Annotated in this window: 17 protein-coding genes; 5 read left to right on the forward strand and 12 right to left on the reverse strand. The window is 35.2% G+C overall.

Annotated features, from left to right (window positions below; translation table 11 throughout):
• Positions 1-3: 3 nt before the first annotated feature.
• The 4 genes from AC4CVH_RS05550 to AC4CVH_RS05565 form a co-directional block, all read right to left on the reverse strand.
• The gene (locus AC4CVH_RS05550) at positions 4-1,329 is read right to left on the reverse strand and encodes a cobyrinic acid a,c-diamide synthase CobB (protein ID WP_490786754.1); all 1,326 of its coding nucleotides are present in this window, start codon (positions 1,327-1,329) and stop codon (positions 4-6) included.
• Positions 1,330-1,468: 139 nt separating this feature from the next.
• Positions 1,469-2,842: a sodium:solute symporter family protein gene (locus tag AC4CVH_RS05555; protein ID WP_490786755.1), complete on the reverse strand. Its 1,374-nt coding sequence runs from the start codon at positions 2,840-2,842 to the stop codon at positions 1,469-1,471.
• A 203-nt stretch (positions 2,843-3,045) separates the two neighbouring features.
• Positions 3,046-4,323 (reverse strand): FAD-dependent oxidoreductase, encoded by a 1,278-nt coding sequence (locus AC4CVH_RS05560; protein WP_490786756.1) that lies wholly within the window; start codon positions 4,321-4,323, stop codon positions 3,046-3,048.
• Between the two features lie 15 nt (positions 4,324-4,338).
• A complete protein-coding gene (locus tag AC4CVH_RS05565; protein ID WP_490786757.1) occupies positions 4,339-5,304 on the reverse strand; it encodes a sulfide/dihydroorotate dehydrogenase-like FAD/NAD-binding protein in 966 nt (321 codons plus the stop codon).
• 205 nt (positions 5,305-5,509) lie between these two features.
• Between AC4CVH_RS05565 and dapD the strand changes: the two genes are divergently transcribed.
• Positions 5,510-6,226: a 2,3,4,5-tetrahydropyridine-2,6-dicarboxylate N-acetyltransferase gene (gene dapD, locus AC4CVH_RS05570; RefSeq protein WP_490786758.1), complete on the forward strand. Its 717-nt coding sequence runs from the start codon at positions 5,510-5,512 to the stop codon at positions 6,224-6,226.
• A 43-nt stretch (positions 6,227-6,269) separates the two neighbouring features.
• Here the strand turns inward: dapD and AC4CVH_RS05575 are convergent, their stop codons facing one another.
• Positions 6,270-7,115 carry a dimethylarginine dimethylaminohydrolase family protein gene (locus tag AC4CVH_RS05575; protein ID WP_490786759.1) on the reverse strand — a complete coding sequence of 282 codons (846 nt, stop codon included), beginning with the start codon at positions 7,113-7,115 and terminating at the stop codon, positions 6,270-6,272.
• 93 nt (positions 7,116-7,208) lie between these two features.
• Here AC4CVH_RS05575 and budA point away from each other — a divergent pair, with 93 nt between their 5' ends.
• The 3 genes from budA to AC4CVH_RS05590 are packed head-to-tail and all read left to right on the forward strand — an operon-like array spanning position 7,209 to position 9,348.
• On the forward strand, positions 7,209-7,925 hold the full coding sequence (gene budA, locus AC4CVH_RS05580) for an acetolactate decarboxylase (RefSeq protein WP_490786760.1): 717 nt from the start codon (positions 7,209-7,211) through the stop codon (positions 7,923-7,925).
• Positions 7,926-7,964: 39 nt separating this feature from the next.
• Positions 7,965-8,381 carry a DUF1523 family protein gene (locus AC4CVH_RS05585; RefSeq protein WP_490786761.1) on the forward strand — a complete coding sequence of 139 codons (417 nt, stop codon included), beginning with the start codon at positions 7,965-7,967 and terminating at the stop codon, positions 8,379-8,381.
• Positions 8,359-9,348: a TSUP family transporter gene (locus tag AC4CVH_RS05590; protein WP_490786762.1), complete on the forward strand. Its 990-nt coding sequence runs from the start codon at positions 8,359-8,361 to the stop codon at positions 9,346-9,348. The genes AC4CVH_RS05585 and AC4CVH_RS05590 overlap by 23 nt, the downstream gene beginning before the upstream one ends.
• A gap of 36 nt (positions 9,349-9,384) precedes the next feature.
• Here the strand turns inward: AC4CVH_RS05590 and AC4CVH_RS05595 are convergent, their stop codons facing one another.
• From AC4CVH_RS05595 to ilvD, 6 genes are all read right to left on the reverse strand, one after another.
• Positions 9,385-10,113, reverse strand: a complete 729-nt coding sequence (locus AC4CVH_RS05595) for an amino acid ABC transporter ATP-binding protein (protein WP_490786927.1) — start codon at positions 10,111-10,113, stop codon at positions 9,385-9,387.
• Positions 10,114-10,173: 60 nt separating this feature from the next.
• A complete protein-coding gene (gene ehuC / locus AC4CVH_RS05600; RefSeq protein ID WP_490786763.1) occupies positions 10,174-10,824 on the reverse strand; it encodes an ectoine/hydroxyectoine ABC transporter permease subunit EhuC in 651 nt (216 codons plus the stop codon).
• Positions 10,825-10,860: 36 nt separating this feature from the next.
• Positions 10,861-11,697, reverse strand: a complete 837-nt coding sequence (locus tag AC4CVH_RS05605; protein ID WP_490786764.1) for an amino acid ABC transporter substrate-binding protein — start codon at positions 11,695-11,697, stop codon at positions 10,861-10,863.
• A gap of 409 nt (positions 11,698-12,106) precedes the next feature.
• On the reverse strand, positions 12,107-13,372 hold the full coding sequence (locus AC4CVH_RS05610; RefSeq protein WP_490786765.1) for an MFS transporter: 1,266 nt from the start codon (positions 13,370-13,372) through the stop codon (positions 12,107-12,109).
• A 62-nt stretch (positions 13,373-13,434) separates the two neighbouring features.
• Positions 13,435-14,337: a dihydrodipicolinate synthase family protein gene (locus AC4CVH_RS05615; protein WP_490786766.1), complete on the reverse strand. Its 903-nt coding sequence runs from the start codon at positions 14,335-14,337 to the stop codon at positions 13,435-13,437.
• A 37-nt stretch (positions 14,338-14,374) separates the two neighbouring features.
• Positions 14,375-16,060 carry a dihydroxy-acid dehydratase gene (gene ilvD / locus AC4CVH_RS05620; protein ID WP_490786767.1) on the reverse strand — a complete coding sequence of 562 codons (1,686 nt, stop codon included), beginning with the start codon at positions 16,058-16,060 and terminating at the stop codon, positions 14,375-14,377.
• A gap of 270 nt (positions 16,061-16,330) precedes the next feature.
• On the opposite strand from ilvD, the gene AC4CVH_RS05625 reads away from it, so the two are divergent.
• Positions 16,331-17,110: an IclR family transcriptional regulator gene (locus tag AC4CVH_RS05625; protein ID WP_490786768.1), complete on the forward strand. Its 780-nt coding sequence runs from the start codon at positions 16,331-16,333 to the stop codon at positions 17,108-17,110.
• A gap of 49 nt (positions 17,111-17,159) precedes the next feature.
• On the opposite strand, the gene AC4CVH_RS05630 is transcribed toward AC4CVH_RS05625, so the two are convergent.
• Complete coding sequence (locus AC4CVH_RS05630) at positions 17,160-17,873, reverse strand: HIRAN domain-containing protein (protein WP_490786769.1); 714 nt, start codon at positions 17,871-17,873, stop codon at positions 17,160-17,162.
• Between the last annotated feature and the right edge of the window lie 80 nt (positions 17,874-17,953).

A 17,953-nucleotide genomic window follows, 5' to 3' on the forward strand; every position in this document is an offset into this window, starting at 1 on the left:
ATTTCACTTCCTCTTATTAATTTCAGTCAAATATTTTAAAAAATTCATATTTCCAAAAAAGTGTACATGAGGGTATGCAGCAAGCGTATTATTTTTTACATACCCGCATCTCCATTTTTTATATTCCGACAAATATGTCTTTTTAACAACTTTATATATTTTTTTCTCATCCGTATCTATATACGACTTATGAAACTCATGACAATTTATCTTGATTCCCCTTGGGAATATCAAATTTTTCTCTTCAACTTCAATTTGTGCATATCCAAAATTTTGCAGTTTACTGCTCATATGGGCATTTCCTCTAAAAAAACCAACCATGTTTTCACCCTCCATAGTATCCATGAGATACATAAAGCCTCCACATTCCGCATAACAATTAATTCCGCTGTTTAAAGCATCTTTTATGCTTGAAAGCATACTTTCATTAGAACTCAATTCGTTCTTGAATACCTCTGGATAACCTCCTCCGATATATATAAAATCGAGATTTTCAGGCAATTCTCTGTCATTTAAAGGACTGAAATAAACTATATCACCCATCTCTTGCATAAGCTCCAGATTTTCTTTGTAGTAAAAACTAAACGCCTTGTCTTTCGCCACGCCGATTTTCAAGTTCTTGTTTTCAACATGATAAAAATCATTGAATTTGACCGTCTCGGAAAATGAATTCAAAACAGCATCAACATCAATATATTTTTCAATCAATCCACTGCACCTTTCAATCTTTTTATCAAGATTTTCCACTTCACTGCTCTGAACAAGCCCTAAATGACGGCTTTTTAATCTCAAATTTTCATCCTGCGGCAAATACCCAAATACCTTTATTCTTCCAGCAAAGTTTTTTTCTAAAGCGGTTTTTAAAAGCCTATAGTACCCTTCTTTTATATTATTCAAAATTACCCCGGTAATATTTACATCTTCAAAATCCATAAGTCCCTTTATCTCAGCACAAAGAGTCAGGCTCTGGGCTTTTGGCGTAATCACCATAATAACCGGAAGGTTTAAAATTTTGCTCACATGTGCTGTAGAACCCTCGGAGGTTACTCCCTTTCCATCGTACAATCCCATTACCCCTTCGATTATTCCGTAATCTCCGCTTCCTCTCGAATATGACGCCTTTACCCCATCTTCACCCATTAAAAACACATCCAGGTTTCTGGAAGCCTTACCTGTAATATGTTCATGAAATGCAGTATCTATATAATCCGGTCCAACCTTGTATCCCTGTACATCAAATCCTCTGTTTTTAAGAGCTTTCATCAACCCTAAAGCTACTGTTGTCTTTCCACCACCACTGCTGCTCGATGATACAATTATACTTTTCACAGCTCCACACTCCCCTGCACTGTATTTTATCTTCATGTTTTTTCTTTTATTTTATCTAAAACCCGCTCATTGTGCAATTTTAATGCAATATAAAAAACTGTCATGCTAAAAATCCACATGACAGTTTAATCTATATTTATTATGCAATTTGTGAAGTCTTGCCTGAAGCAGCATTTATTATTAAAAATACTACTACACTTGCACATGAACCTACAATAATAGCCATAATTCCAAATGGCTCACCTATGTACTGCCAGTAAAATCCGACTACACTTCCAAGAAGTATTGACCAAAACCCTGCTGCTTTTGAAAGCTTTTTGGATGTAAGTCCAAAAATAAATGCGGCAAATGGCCCTGCAGACCTCATGGTAAATGCAAACATCAACATAGGTATGATCTGTTTGCTGAAAAGTGATATTAAAATAGCAACAATTCCAAATATTAAAACAATACTTTTGCTGCATTTAACAAGTTTGTCATCACTAACTTCAGGATTAATATAATGCTGGTATATGTCCTTTACAAATACTGTAGAAGCTCCAAGCAAATCTCCTGAACCTGAAGACAATGTAGCAGATATAACCGCTGCCATTACAAGTCCTGCAATCACTCGCGGTATAAGATTCGTAGCAACAACTGCAACGGCATCATTTGCATCTATATGCGGAAATACAGCGAGTGCTACAAGTCCCAATATTGCAGGTACAAATGAATATAATGTCATTAGAATACCGCACAGCACCGAACCTTTTACTGCAGTTTTTTCATCTTTTGCAGAAAAAAGACGCTGGACACACTCCTGACCTGTAGAAAATGTCATAAAATACATGATTACAAGTCCTATTATTGTTTTCCATCCCACTTTCGTAAAACCAAGTTGTCCAGGTGGAAGAGAACTAACAACATGGCTCCATCCACCTGCACTGTGAATTGCAAATGGAACTGCAACAGTAAATCCTACAAGAAGAACTATGGCATGTACTATGTCTGTAATTGTTACACTCCACATTCCACCTATCATAGTATAAAAGACCAAGACTATTCCCGATAAAAGTATGGATATGTTTGAAGATAATCCAGTAAGTACACTTATTATAGCTGCTGAGGCAGTTATCTGAACACCTGCCAAGGCTACATTTGCACTTAATGAAAGTATAATTGTAATAATATGACTTTTATTTCCAAATTTCTTTTGGATTATTTCCGGCATGGTAGTTGCCATTGACTTTCTCAAAAAAGGAGCAATAAATGCTACAAGAATAACTCCTATTCCTGCAGAAGTAACATACCAGCCTGCAGATAACCCCCAGCTTCCATATGCCTTTGCTGCAACACCTACTGTACTTCCACCTCCAACTTCAGTTGCAGCCAGAGTTCCTGCAGTCATAAGAACTCCTATATTACGTCCTGCAAGCAGATAATCTGAAGTACTCTTGATTTTCTTTCCGCTATATACTCCTATGGCCAAGTTAATAATCATATATATAATCAAAATTGCCCAGATAATTACCATTTGTAAATCCTCCCATCAATTACATTATTAAGTTTTCAGGTTAAAACAGGGGCCCCATAATTACTAAAGCTTCAATAATAAAAAAGCGTTATAATAATTATTTATTATTATAACGCTTTTTTCAAAAAAATCAATATAAATTTTAAAATTTGTTAAAAATCATCCTTGTATTTCAAACATAATGTTAATATCGCGCCTTAAATTTATGAAATTCTTTTATCGAACAAATCAATAAGCCCAAGTTTTTTTACTCTACCTCTTATATCTTTTCTATCAATAGAATAAAGTCCTCTATCTTTCATCCTGTTAAAATATTCCGCTCCGGCAAAAGTATATCTATTTTTCCTTCCTTCCTCAGTAAGTATTTTGATATTTGCATAATTTATAATATCCCCTATTACAGTTTCAGTAGGAAGTATGACAGTTGGTTTTTTTAAAGCATATTTTGCAGCATTGTGACCTGCAAGGGAACCTGTACATATGGCCTCAGTATGTCCAACAAACAATCCACTCTTCTCACCCCCACAAAAAAGGTTTTGCAGTCCTTTCACCCTAAGATCATTATAGACTGGAGCTACAGACAGGTATCTTATGGAATTCCCCTTGCCTCCAGAATACGGATCTATAAACTTTACACTTTCAAGTCCATGTATCTTCCTCAATTTTTCAAGAGGATAGTATGATGTCATCAGCTTGATGTGCCCAGTATCAAGAAGAACTACATTTTTAGCAAATTCTTTAAGTGCATACTGCTGACACACTTTCGCCTTCAATTTGTCCATATTTATATCTTCTTCTGGAACCTTAAGAACCACAACGCCTTTTTGTTCAATCTCATCCACAAGCTTCTTGTCAACAGTTTCCTTTGCAAGTTTACATGACCCACTGAATGCACCATAATTTCCATCTGCTCTTTCTCCATGAAGATCCTCTATTCCAGCACACCTGCTTATACTTATTCTTGGGCCGAAAGACGGACACCTAAGCACGCACATTGAACATCCATTTCCGTATTTTATGCAATTTCCCATAGGTCCTGTAGATCCTGTAGCTTCGACGAAAGCATCGGCCTCATCATATTCTCCGTCTTGAGTATATATTCCCTTTATCCTGTTTTTGTCCATTTTTACATCCACTATCCTGGACATGAAATTTATTTTTATTCCCATGCTCTTAAGGTATTTTCTTACTACAGGCTCTATCTTATTCACATCATAAAGCCAGGCATGTTTATGTCCGGGGAAATCAATATTTTTATGTCTTGAAAGGCTGTCTGTAATTTTTATCAAATCTCCCGCTCCAAGTGCGCTTATTTCTTCGGCAGCAGTATATCTTCCATTATTTCTCATTATACCCCCTACATTTCCGAGTCCCAGAACCATATCTGTCTTCTCGTAAATTACAACATCCGCACCGGCCTTTTTTGCAGTAAGTGCTGCTGCACATCCTGACCATCCTGATCCTATAACTATTATTTTCATGACATAAAATCCTCCTTAAAATAATCTTCTATCTTTAAACAAGTCCCTCGGATCTATCTGCACCTTGCACAATCTCTTTACAACATTATTTTCATAGTGCTTTGTACAGCTTGCACATATACCTTCTCCACAATTCATCTTTGCATTGTTGCAGCAGGAGATCCTTATTGATTCATCAACAACTTCCATAACCCTATAAGTCAGTATGTCCGGCCCGCCACAGTGAACAAGATTTATTTCATTGTCTGCCATAATACCTGCCAGACATGATTTGAACTCTTCTGTTAGTTTTCCATTTTCAAGCATGTTGCAGCTTATAGTATTGAAACCATACTGGTTGAAATACTTTTCTGCAAAATTGTTTTTAAATTGAACATCCACAATGGATATTATCCTGTTTTTATTTTCATACAACTTTTTAAGAACCTGAACAGAAGGGGCCGCCCCTATTCCCCTTGATATCACAATAGACGTACCATTTTTTGCACCATATACATTTTTAAGCCCCATTATACCGTTTGAAAAAGGACCACGGACAAGAATTTCACTGCCTTTTTCAACTTTCATGAGGCTTTTTGTCTTTATGCCTACAGCTTTTATCACAATCTTCAAAGTATTATTATTCCTGTCCGTCTCCATAACTGATAAAGGAGTATCATAATATTCCGGATCTCCAACATTTCTCAAAAAAACAAAACTTCCAGGATATACAAGCTCCCTTGCAATGGATTCCGGAACTTCAACTACAAGACTATACAAATCATCACAGAGAATATTTTTTTCAACTACACGTGAATTATAAGTCTCCCGCAGCTTCTCGGCTTTCTCCCCGTTGGATCTGTATTTTTCATATATACACACCCCACACCAATTCTGACACTGACAAAACTCTTCACCCGAAAGCTGCGAACACAATATACAGTCGGATGTTTCGGCAAGATGGCACGGGCAATACATACTTCCAGCATCAATACAATACATGTAAATAACCTCCGTCTATTCCTATATGGATATTTTTATGACTATACATTATCAGAATATTTTTAAAGGGAGGTTTTTGTTACTTTAAAACAGATATCCACACATTGAATAGAGCCGAAATAAATGGATTTTAAATGTCTTATATGTTATAATTTGTGTCAAACAGACAACTAAATTAATCGGTTTTAAAGGAAGGATGTTTTATATGGAAGAAAATTATGACTTAACAAACCCGTATGAGATAGCAAGATACATAAAAGAAGCCAAAAAAGCAACTCCTGTCAAAGTATATATAAAAGGTGAATTGTCCGGCTGCCAATTCGGAAATATAGAAGACTATGGCTCATCCGACTTTCATGTAATTTTTGGAGAAAGCAATGAAATAGCCGATTTTCTTGAAGAAAACAAAGACAGGATAAAACATTTCAAAATGGAATATGACAGGAGAAATTCTGCCATTCCTCTTGTAGACGTTCGGAACATAAATGCAAGAATAGAACCAGGGGCCATAATAAGAGACAAGGTAAAGATAGACAAAGGTGCGGTAATTATGATGGGTGCAGTAATAAACATAGGTGCTGAAATAGGCGAAGGAACCATGGTGGACATGAATGCCGTAGTTGGAGCCAGAGGAAAACTCGGCAAAAACGTTCATCTTGGTGCAGGAGCAGTTGTTGCAGGTGTTCTTGAACCACCAAGCAAATCGCCGTGCATAATAGGCGACGACGTTCTTGTAGGTGCAAATTCGGTAATACTTGAAGGTGTTAAAATAGGAAAAGGTTCTGTAATAGCTGCAGGTTCCGTAGTGGTGAAAGACATTCCTGAAAATGTAGTTGCAGCAGGATCTCCTGCAAAAGTAATAAAAGTCGTAGATACAAAAACGAAGGATAAAACCAAACTCGTTGCAGACCTGAGAGATTAAATGCATGAAAATTGTTCCCGAAGTTCAAACTTCAGGAACAATTTTATTTTTTTCTTCTGATTGGAAAAGTCATGCAGTGTACTCCACCTTCGTGCTTGAAGGTTTCACATATATCAAGCTCTATGACTTCAAGTCCTTCTGATTTCATTTTTTTGTTTACTTCTCTATTTTCAATAAAAGATATTACCCTTCCGCCTCCTATTGACTGAAGGTTGCAGAAACATTTCATTATATCTTTTTTGTCCACATCAATGATTTTAAAATTCATGGATTTTAAAAGCTCCAGAAATTTCTCAGGCAGTACCTCCCTTGATGCAACTGCAATTCCCTCTGCAACAATATTGAAGCACATGTCAAGATGTATGCACTTTTCACTTGAAGGAACTCCGATTACATGATATCCGTATTTCTCAAGGCCGCGACTTATCTCAAGGACTCCAACCTCATCACTTCTCTCAAGAATTCCAATCGCAATGGTTCTATCATCAAGCATCCAGAAATCCCCACCTTCAAAAAATCCCCGACAACACTCTGCAATACATGGAACTTGAAGTTCTTTCATCTTTTTTGAATATGCCTCTCTCTCACCTTTTCTGCTGGCATTTTTAAAGTTTCCAAGAATATATCCTTCCCTTACACACGCACCAAAATCTCTTGAAAAAACCTGATCACAAAGCCCCTTATCCGGAGAAAGCAATTCAACTTCAATTCCATTTGACCTGTAAGCATGCACAAGATCATCATGTTCTCTCAGACATTTGTCCCGATCCACATTAATATTTTTCCCATTTTTACTCTTTGTCAGCTTTGCATAAGTCGGAGGACACATAAGCACCTTTTCAAGAATACCCGAAGAACTCTCAACAAAATATTTACTAATTTTTCTCATCTCCTTCACAAATATTTTTACCGTACTATAACTAAAATATTCCCGGTATTTCGAGTTGGAACCTATGATATAATTATTTTGAGGTGAAAGTAAATGGATAAAGCAAAAATCCCGAATCATATATATCAAATGTCTACAATAAGTGCTCTTGTTTCCGGTCTGTATGATGGATGTGTTTCCCTTGAAAAACTTCTTCAAAAAGGCAGCTTTGGAATAGGCACTTTCAAAGGTCTGGATGGAGAACTGACACTTTTAAACGGAACTTTTTACAGAACAAAACCTGACGGCAGCATTTACATATGCTCAAAAAATGTATCTGTTCCTTTTGCCGTTGTAACTGAGTTTGAAAACTACAGTATACACAAAATCAAAAATTGTTCCTCCTACACAGAAGTTCAGGAAAAGCTCGACAGCTATATAAAAAGCAAAAACATATTTTATGCCTTTTACATAACAGGAAACTTCAGTTACGTAAAAACAAGAACTGTCGTAAAGCAGGAATTACCATACAGGGCAATGGCAGATACAGTAAAGGACCAGCCTACTTTTGAATATAAAAATGTTGAAGGATATATAATAGGTTTCAGATGTCCTTCCTACGTTGACGGACTCAATGTTCCAGGATATCATTTTCACTTTGTAAGCAAAGACAAAACGTTTGGAGGGCACATAAGCCAGCTTTCAATAAAAAATGCAGATGTAACAGTACAAAGCTGCTCTTGTTTCAGGATGGAACTTCCCGAAAATGAAGAATTCTACAAATTGGACGTAAAAGACATGTCAGATGACATAAAAAGAGTTGAAAAATAGTAATTATAATTATAGCATTTTATAAATACAGGAGATCATATGAAATATGGTTCTTTTCACAAAGTCCATAAAAAATCCAAATCAAAAATACGTCTGACAATCCTCCTGATTGTCCTTTTGTGCGGCATGATTGCCTTTTTTCCTCATTTTTTCAGGAATACCTATGTAGCAACCATATCAAACAAATATATAAAGCAGGATGGAGATAAAAAATCATACGTTGTTTACGCCCAGCTTGATGATGGAAGTGTACGAACATTTAAAGATGTAAACAGTGCAGTTGAATTCAAATTCAATTCAGATGAAATATACGGCGGACTTCAGGTTTACAGAAAATACAATATAAAAACCTATGGTTTTAGAATACCCATATTTTCCGTCTATGAAAACATATTAAAAGTTGAAAAACTCAAAGACAATTTCACATACCCGAATGATTATCCAAAGTCGAATTAACTTAAAAAGAAACAGGATTTTAATTCTGTTTCTTTTTAAAATATGCTTGTTTACTGAGCTTCTTTTTAATGCTATAATCTTAGAAGTATTGAAAGGATGTATACAAATGATAAAAATATTACTAATATTCCTTATTATATTCGCAGTATATTTTCTATTTGTATTTTTTAGACATTATATAGCATATAATAAAGATATTTCAAAAAACAACACAGTAAAAGATTTTGTAGTTTTCGGATTTTCAGGCTTTATTGCAAATTTTTTTGATACTCTCGGCATAGGAAGCTTTGCAATTTTAACTACGATCCTTAAGAACTTCAAACTTGTAAAAGACAAGTTAATACCAGGAACATTAAATGTATCCTGTGCCATACCGGTAATGCTTGAAGCCGTTATATTTACCAATATAGTCAAGGTAGGAGAATTAACTCTTATATCAATGATAATCTCCGCTACACTCGGGGCAGTAATAGGCGCTTCATACGTGTCAAAATTAAGCGAAAGAAAAATACAGATCGGAATGGGCCTTGCACTTATAGCTGTCGCCTTTGTGATGCTGGCAGGACAATTCCACCTGATGCCCTCAGGTGGAAATGCAATTTCACTTTCAGGAATAAAACTTGCAATTGGTATTGTCGGCAATTTTATATTTGGAGCGCTTATGACACTTGGAATAGGCATTTTTGCACCATGCATGGCACTTGTATACACTCTTGGAATGAATCCTCGTTCCGCCTTCCCCATAATGATGTGTTCATGTGCTTTTCTCGAGCTGGCAGCTTCCCTTAAATTTGTAAAAGAAAAATCTTTCGAGACAAAAGCATGTATACCAATTATGGTGTTTGGCTCCATTGGAGTTTTTGTTGCCGCATACATAGTAAAACAGCTTCCTCTTTCCATTCTTAAATGGCTTCTCATAATCGTAATGGTATATACTTCCATTATTATGATAAAAAAGAATAAATAAAAAAAGCCACCTTTTATAAAAAGGTGGCTCTGTTTTTTATTTAAACACTTTGTTTAAAAAGCTTTTTGTCCTGTCCTGCTTTGGATTGTCAAAGACATCCTTCGGACTTCCTTCTTCAACTATCTTTCCGTCATCCATAAATATTACCCTGTCTGCAACTTCCTTTGCAAAGCCCATCTCATGTGTCACAACAACCATTGTCATTCCATCCTCGGCAAGCTTCTTCATTACATTTAAAACTTCTCCTACAAGTTCCGGATCAAGCGCTGACGTAGGTTCATCAAACAACATTATATCAGGATTCATTGCAAGCGCTCTTGCAATTGCAACTCTTTGTTTCTGTCCGCCTGACAGTTTCGAAGGATAATAATCCATCTTGTCTGAAAGTCCAACTTTCTCAAGAAGTACTTCGGCTCTTTTTCGCACTTCGGCTTTATTTTCTTTCTTGACTACTACAGGTGCCTCCATTACATTCTGTATTGCAGTCATATGCGGAAAAAGATTAAAGTTTTGAAATACCATACCGGTTTTTTCTGCTATCTTTCTAATTGATTTTTTATTTTTGGGATTTAATTTTTCTCCTTCTATGACAACCTGACCGCCGTTTATGTCTTCAAGATGATTAAGACATCTCAAAAATGTACTTTTTCCTGAACCCGACGGGCCTATAACAACAAGAACTTCTCCTTTTTTTACTCTAATATTCAAATTCTCAAATACTGTCAAATCATTAAATTTTTTTGTAATATTCAAAGCTTCTATCATATATTCATTCATATACTCGTTTTTTTCTGAAACTGTATTCTCCACAAACATTCACCTCTATTAATTATAAACCGATAATCTTTTCTCTATTATACCAAATGCAGTAGTAAAAACAGTTGTCATTATAAGATAAAGTATGGCAGCCGTCAAGAATACAGATATAGGATCAAAACTTGTCGCATATATCTGCTGGGCGGATCTCATAAGCTCAACCATTGCTATAGTTGAAACAAGCGACGTATCCTTTAATATAGATATAAACTCATTTCCAACAGGAGGTATTATAACTTTGAAAGTCTGCGGAAGCACTATCTTACCCATAGTTTGGATATAATTAAATCCAAGTGCCTTTGCGGCTTCAAACTGTCCCTTGTCTATGGATTGTATCCCACCTCTTATTATCTCAGCCATATATGCACCACAGTTTAACGCGAGTCCTATTACAGCTGCTGTAAAAGGCGTAAGCTCCAATCCTACAAAAGGCAACCCATAGTAGAAAAAGAAAAGTTGAAGCAAAAGAGGAGTTCCCCTAAATATCCATGTATAGAAATTTGAAAGATTTTTCAAAACCAAATTATGTGACAATCTTAAAAGTGCCAGAAATATTCCAAGAATACTTCCTAAAATTATTGTTATAACCGTAAGTTCTATTGTCATTACGCTTCCCTTTAAAAGGACCGGAAGTATACTCTTGATAAAGTCTATATTCATTGCTCCGTTTCCACTCTTTCCTTAATTTTATAATAACTATTTTTTATACTCATCAGTTCCAAACCATTTTATAGAAAGCTTTGACATAGTGCCATCCTTTTTCATGTCGTTAAGTGCTTTCTGAACCGATTCTTCAAGTTCCTTGTTACCTTTTTTGAAACCTATTCCCATTGGTTCACTTGTAAGTTTTTCAGAAAGTACTGCATATTTTCCCTTTTTCTCCGGAGAAGATATATAATATCTTCCTACAGGTTCATCAATTATTACAGCATCGCTTCTTCCAGTCTGCAAATCCTGAAGTGCATCAGTTGCCTTGTCATATTTTTTTATTTCTTTCATTCCCTTTGATGTTTTGCTTTTGAGTTTTTTGTCAAGGGTTTGAGCCGATTTGTCTCCAGTAGTTCCAAGTTCCACTCCAACAGTTTTGCCAGACAAATCATCTGATTTTTTTACAGCTGTATTTCCATTTTTAACAATTATAATCTGTCCAGACATAAAATATGGTTCTGAAAAATCTATTTGCTTCTTTCTTTCATCTGTTATACTCATGCCTGATACTATTGCATCAAACTTTCCAGACTTGAGTGCAAGTATTATTCCATTAAAATCAGTAGCTACAAACTCAGTTTTTACTCCAAGTCTCTTTCCTATTTCAGTGGCCATATCTATGTCAAAACCTTTAAGTTTGTTATTTCCGTCTCTGTATTCCATAGGAGGAAATGAATCTTCAAGCCCTATTTTCAAAACTCCCGCTTTCTTTACACTTTCAAGTGTATTCGCATCACTGCTGCTTGTCTTACCACATCCTGCAAATACAGAAATAGAAACAGCAAGCACCATAACCATAGTTAACAATTTTCCTGTCTTTTTCATAATTACCATAACCCCTTTATTTTTATATGTATATATATGCATTATATTATAAATTATTGCTAAGGAACAAATCACATATTAATAATGATAGCATACGAAATCACATTTTACAATAATAATTATTCAACTAGTTTCATTTATATTTATGCTATTTTATTTATATTTATGCTATTTTGTATATAATAACCCATTAATATTGACAATTACTATATTGTAACTGTTTATAAATATACTACTTTTAATTTATAAATCTGTATAAATATAAATTTTACATAGACCTCCAAAACAAATTATCCGGGCTTTTCAGACCCGGATTGACTTTATATTTTTTATGATATATTATTTTTATGGTATAAATTATATTTTCAAAGGAAACTTTGCATTATTATAACACAAAGTTTCCTTTGAATTATGCTCCTTTATTAAACTTTATGGATGAATTAATCAGGCATCCTATTATTATAGTAACTGCTAAAAAATATATACTTACATTTGAATTTACAGCAACTGTCAACCATCCTACAAAGTATGGTCCTATAAATCCACCCAGATTACCCAAAGCATTTATAAAACCTCGTGCACTTCCAGCTTCACTGGATTTAAAAATAAGCGGCGGCATTGACCAAAAACTACTATTGTATCCTTGAAGAAAAAATCCACACAATATCAAAAATCCATACGAAACCCATATACTGTTTTTAAACTGAACGGACATTACCAGCGATATAGCCAGTCCAACCATAGGGAGTGCTGTAAACATTTTACGATTCATGGTCTTGTCAGACAATACCGAGAATATCCATATTCCAATCAAAGTACCTATATAAGGGAATACAGACAACATTCCTATTATTCCTATACCTGAATTCGTCAATTGCTTTATCAAAGTCGGAAGCCATAGAAAAAATCCATAAATTCCAACCTGATAACAAAAATAACTGGTAGTAAGTTTCCATAATTCTGAATTTTTATATACACTTTTTTCTGAACTTGAATCTTCAAAATTGCTCTCTATTTCCATCTGTTCACTTTTCAGTTTATCTGTAATCCAGTTCTTTTCACCTTCTGATATCCACTTTGCATTTTCCGGTCTGTCACTTATTAGAGGATACCATATTAATATAAGTAATATTGCAAGACATCCTTCAATTATAAATACCCATCGCCAACTTGAAAATGATATTATCCATCCGGATACAGGCCCCGTTATGATTGAAGCTATAGCAAAGTTCATTATAAATAATCCATTTGCCCTGCCTCTTTCTTCATTTGGAAACCAATGCGAAATGATAACAAGTACTGCCGGCCATACTCCACCTTCTCCAACTCCAAGCAGGAATCTCAATACTAAAAGCTGCCAGATTGAAGTTACAAATCCACTTGCCACCGAAAGTATCGCCCATGCAATCAGAGAAATACTGATAAATTTTTTGGCACTTTTCTTTTCGGCATAATTTCCACCTGGAATTTGGAGTATCATATATCCTACAAAAAATATGCCTGATACCAGTCCTGCAATAGTTGATGTCATTCCCAGCGCCTGATCCATTCCACCTGCTATTGCAAAACTTATATTCGTACGATCCATAAATGCAACTATATGTACAAGAATACATGGTGGAATAATATGCTTCCATCTATCGTTCGAAATATTTTCTTTACCAACATAATTCATAATTTTTTATATCCTCTCTATATAATATAATTGTCAAGGAAAACCTTTTTATAGATTTCCCTTCAAATCTTATAATTTTGATATTCTTTAATTACATTGTCTAAAAGTTTCTCGGCTTGCTCATATACTGAATTTTTCATTTGGTTAAAAGGGAAAATTGCCCTTGTTGAAATTTCTATCCCGCGATGAAGCATCAATCTTTTAAATAAAAGCGAAAAATTTGAATCCATATCATAGAGCGGCATCAATTTATGAATTAGATACGACATACTCAATGCCCTGTCAAAATCCTTATTATTGGCGGCCTTCACCAGGTCACTCCATATTTCAGGAACAATATTGGAAAGTCCTCCTATACAGCCTCTTCCTTTTGATGAAATATTATATAGAAATTGATCATCAAACCCGGAATAGACACTAAATTCAAAATCAATCGTTTTCAAGGAGATTAGATTAGTATGGTTCGGTTCTGAAACAGAGTCTTTAAGTCCTTTAATATTACTGTTTTTTTCCACAAGCCTTCTCACAGTTTCCGGCATAATGGAATGCCCTGTTCTTGCCGGGAAATTGTATATATACAAATCACCTTTTAGAGCTTTTGCAAGAGTATCATAAAAAATAAAAATCTTTTCCTGGTCCAAACCGTAATAATAAGGTGCAATTACTATAGGTGCAACATATCCCATGGAATATATTGAATTGGATAGCTCAATCGTATCCTCAAAGTTCATACAGCCTGTACCTGCATATAACTCAACACGGTTATCTGTATATTCCGAATAGAACTTAAAAAAATCCATTTTTTCCTCTTTGGTAAGACCTGTAAACTCCCCGGTTGATCCCAATACAAGAATTCCATCCACACCTCCTTCTACAAGAAAGTCAATAACTTTTTTGTTTGCTTCATAATCAGGTTTTTCATTTTCATCAAAGACTGTCACAACAGGAGTAATTATCTTATACATTTTCAAGCGCCCTTTCTCAGTTTTTTTAAATTGAATTTTACAAATTATCGTATTTCATTATTGCACCTTCAGAACCGGAGGATGCGATTTTACAATACAGTCCAAGGTACCCCTTCTTAAACTTTGGTTCCGGTCGTTTCCACTCACTTAAACGCTCCGAAATTTCTTCTTTATCAATCAATAAATTCAAGCTTCGTTTCTCTACATCTATTTCAACTTTATCTCCATTTTTTATAATTGCAATTGGTCCTCCCTCTGCTGCCTCCGGAGATATATGTCCAACAAAACATCCATTGTTCGTTCCACTAAAACGTCCATCGGTTATCAGTGCGGTTGACTTGGATAATCCACGCCCATACAAATATTTCATTGCTTTATACATTTCACGCATTCCAGGTCCGCCCTTTGGTCCCTCATAACGTATTACAACTACATGTCCTTCGTGCACCTTTCCTGATAAAATGGCTTCTTCCGCTGCTTCTTCCGAATCAAAGCATATAGCTTCCCCAACAAAATGATGCAAGCTGGCATCAAATGCTCCAGGTTTGGTAATTCCAGTGTCAGGTGCTATATTTCCACGAATTACGGCAACGCCTCCCTGATATCCAAAAGGTTCTTTCATATTTCTTATCACATTCGTATTTTCAGGATACTGATATACATGATTTGTTATGTTTTCCTTGACTTTATGACAGGTAACAGTCATCTGGTCGGTATCAATTATTTCCTGTATTTCTTGAATTAATCGCATAACACCGCCTGCTTCATAAAAATCAATCATATTGTACTTTGATGCAGGATTAATCTTTGCGATTTGCGGTGTTGTCTCTGACAATCTGTCAAACTCGTTTAGTACATCAATACTTAGCTCTGCTTCATGGGCCAGGGCGGTAAGATGCATTACAGCATTGGTACTTCCACTCATCGCAAGACATACCTTAATCGCATTTTTTACACTCTCATTTGTGATGATTTTACGTGCTGTAACATTTTTTTGTACCATTTCAACTATTTTAATTCCAGTTTTCTCCGCAATAGAAAGACGCCTTGCCGATGCAGCCGGTATAATTCCCCCATCCGGTAATGTCATACCAAGTGCTTCCGACAGTGAACACATTGTGTTTGCAGTTCCAAGATATGAGCACGAACCACAGGTAGGACAGGAAAGATTCTCCAAAGACCTATATTGCTTTTCAGAAATTTTATTGGCAGTCAACATTCCATAGGCCTCTGTACTTGAGGTTTGATCAGATTTTCTCCCATCAAAAACAATTCCGCCATCCATAGGCCCTCCAGGGAGCAATATGCAAGGTATATCAAGTCGCGCAGCAGCCATCAACATTCCCGGTACAATCTTGTCGCAAGAGCCAAGTAAAACGATTCCATCGAATAAATTTATCTGAGCCATGGACTCAATAGAATTTGCTATCAATTCTCTGGAGGGAAGAATATAATGCATCCCATCATGGCCTTGTCCCATACCATCACAAGCACCTATTACACCAAATTCAACAGGGGTTGCACCTGCACGATATATTCCGTCTTTGACTCTCTGAGCTACCTGTCTTAAATTGAAATGCCCCGGAACACACTCACTCCATGCATTCGCAATTCCTATCATCGGTCTTTTCAAATCATCTGTAGAAAATCCCATTGATTTTAATGTAGCTCTGTAATATTGATTTTGTATTCCACTGAGAATTTTTTTACTTCTTTCCGCCATAATATTTCTCCTTTATATTTTATATAATACGTTTTCATCTAATATATATATAATGACTCCTATGCTTCCTCCCCTCTGTTATCTAATTTCAGTACGTATTTACGTACTTAGTATATAAATACGTACTACATTATTAAAATTATCACTTTTTTAAATCCATGTCAATATATTTTTTCATATAAAGTTAAACTATTTAATCAAAGTAGAAATATGATTTTCACTTTGCTATAATAATAGTAAAATATATAAAGAATAACCAGGTGAATAATTATGGCATCTAATGAACACAGACCTACAGAACGTGTGCTAGATATACTCGAACTCCTCTCAAACAATAATGAAGGCATGACACTTACAGAATTGTCAAAAGCTCTCGGCGCACCTAAAAGCAGCATAATGCCGCTAGTACATACCATGGCATCAAGAAAATTTATTTACATGCAAAAAGAAACTTCAAAATACTTTATTGGGATTGCGGCCTTCTCAGTTGGCTCATCCTACAGCAATCATATGGATGCTCTCAAACTGATAAAAAGCGAAATGAAGTATATAGTCTCTGCAAGCAACGAAACCTGTCAGCTTGGCATTCAAAATCGCGGAAACTTGATGTATGTCGCCAAAGAAGACTCTGCAGAGCCAATTCGCCTTGTGTCTTACGTAGGCAAACAGCTTCCCCTGTATTGTACGGCTATAGGCAGGGTCATACTTGCAGAAAAGTCTAAAGAAGAAATATATAGTTTGTATCCAAATGGCCTAACCGCTTTTACTCCCCATACTATTACCGATTGGGATAAATTATTTGAAGAGCTGGAGAAGACCAAAATTCGTGGATATGCCATCGAACATGAAGAATCAACACCTCTCGTTAACTGCGTAGGTATATCATTGCGAAATAAAGACAAGATAATTGCCGCCTTGAGCGTATGCATTCCAACTTTCCGTTTTTCAGACAAGAAACTTGAAAATGTAATCAAGCTTTTAAAATCTTCCAAGGAAAAATTAGAGGTTTATTTTGGGAAGTGCAATATCGACCTTGAAAATTTACTCTAAAAAGAGATGCCCATCTGAAGGCATCTCTTTTATTTTGGTTATCAAAAGTTTATGCATAGAGTTTCTTTCTTTGAATGCTTAAAGAAACCTGTATGCACTCATCGCATTCATTATTTTTTTTAACTTTATTAATTAAACATTTATAGTTAAAACCACTATTAATCAAATTACTTAATTGCTTACTATAATATCTTGGTATATAACCCACTAGTACCCCATTATCTATTACTTTTATAGCATATTCATCATATTTATTAGATGGTTCCAATTCAAAACTCAAATTGTCACTTTCATGTATGTTATTAAATTTAATACATTCTTTACCATTACAAGGAACATAATGTCTCACTCCAGCTATATAAAACTTCTTTTCAAGACCATACTCCGGAATTTCAAGAATTGGTTCAATAAATTTTATAGTATCTATTGGTAATATTCCTTCACTCTTTTTTAGAAGCGTATATTCATCATATTCTGTCATATTGTATTTTCTTAAAATTTTTCCGATATCTTTTCTTTTTTTATCCGGCAACCTACTTGCAAAGGGAGTAAATAACTTATCACTAGTATATCTGTTGTCAATATCATCAAAAGATATCAATGCTTGAAAACCATTATTAATAGCTTCATGAATTTCATGACAGTAGCAAAAATCATATTTGCCATCATCACTTTTACCTAGTTCTCCAATAATATATTGTCTTCTACTTTTAGGGTTTTTCCAAATCACATATAAATAGTCTCTTTTATTTTTTGTTGTCATCGTTTCTCCTCCCTTCACAAATTGTATACTTGGGCTAATTTTTTAAATTTGTATTTTAAAAACTTTTTTATAAGTATTAC

Source organism: Clostridium pabulibutyricum (assembly GCF_058242705.1).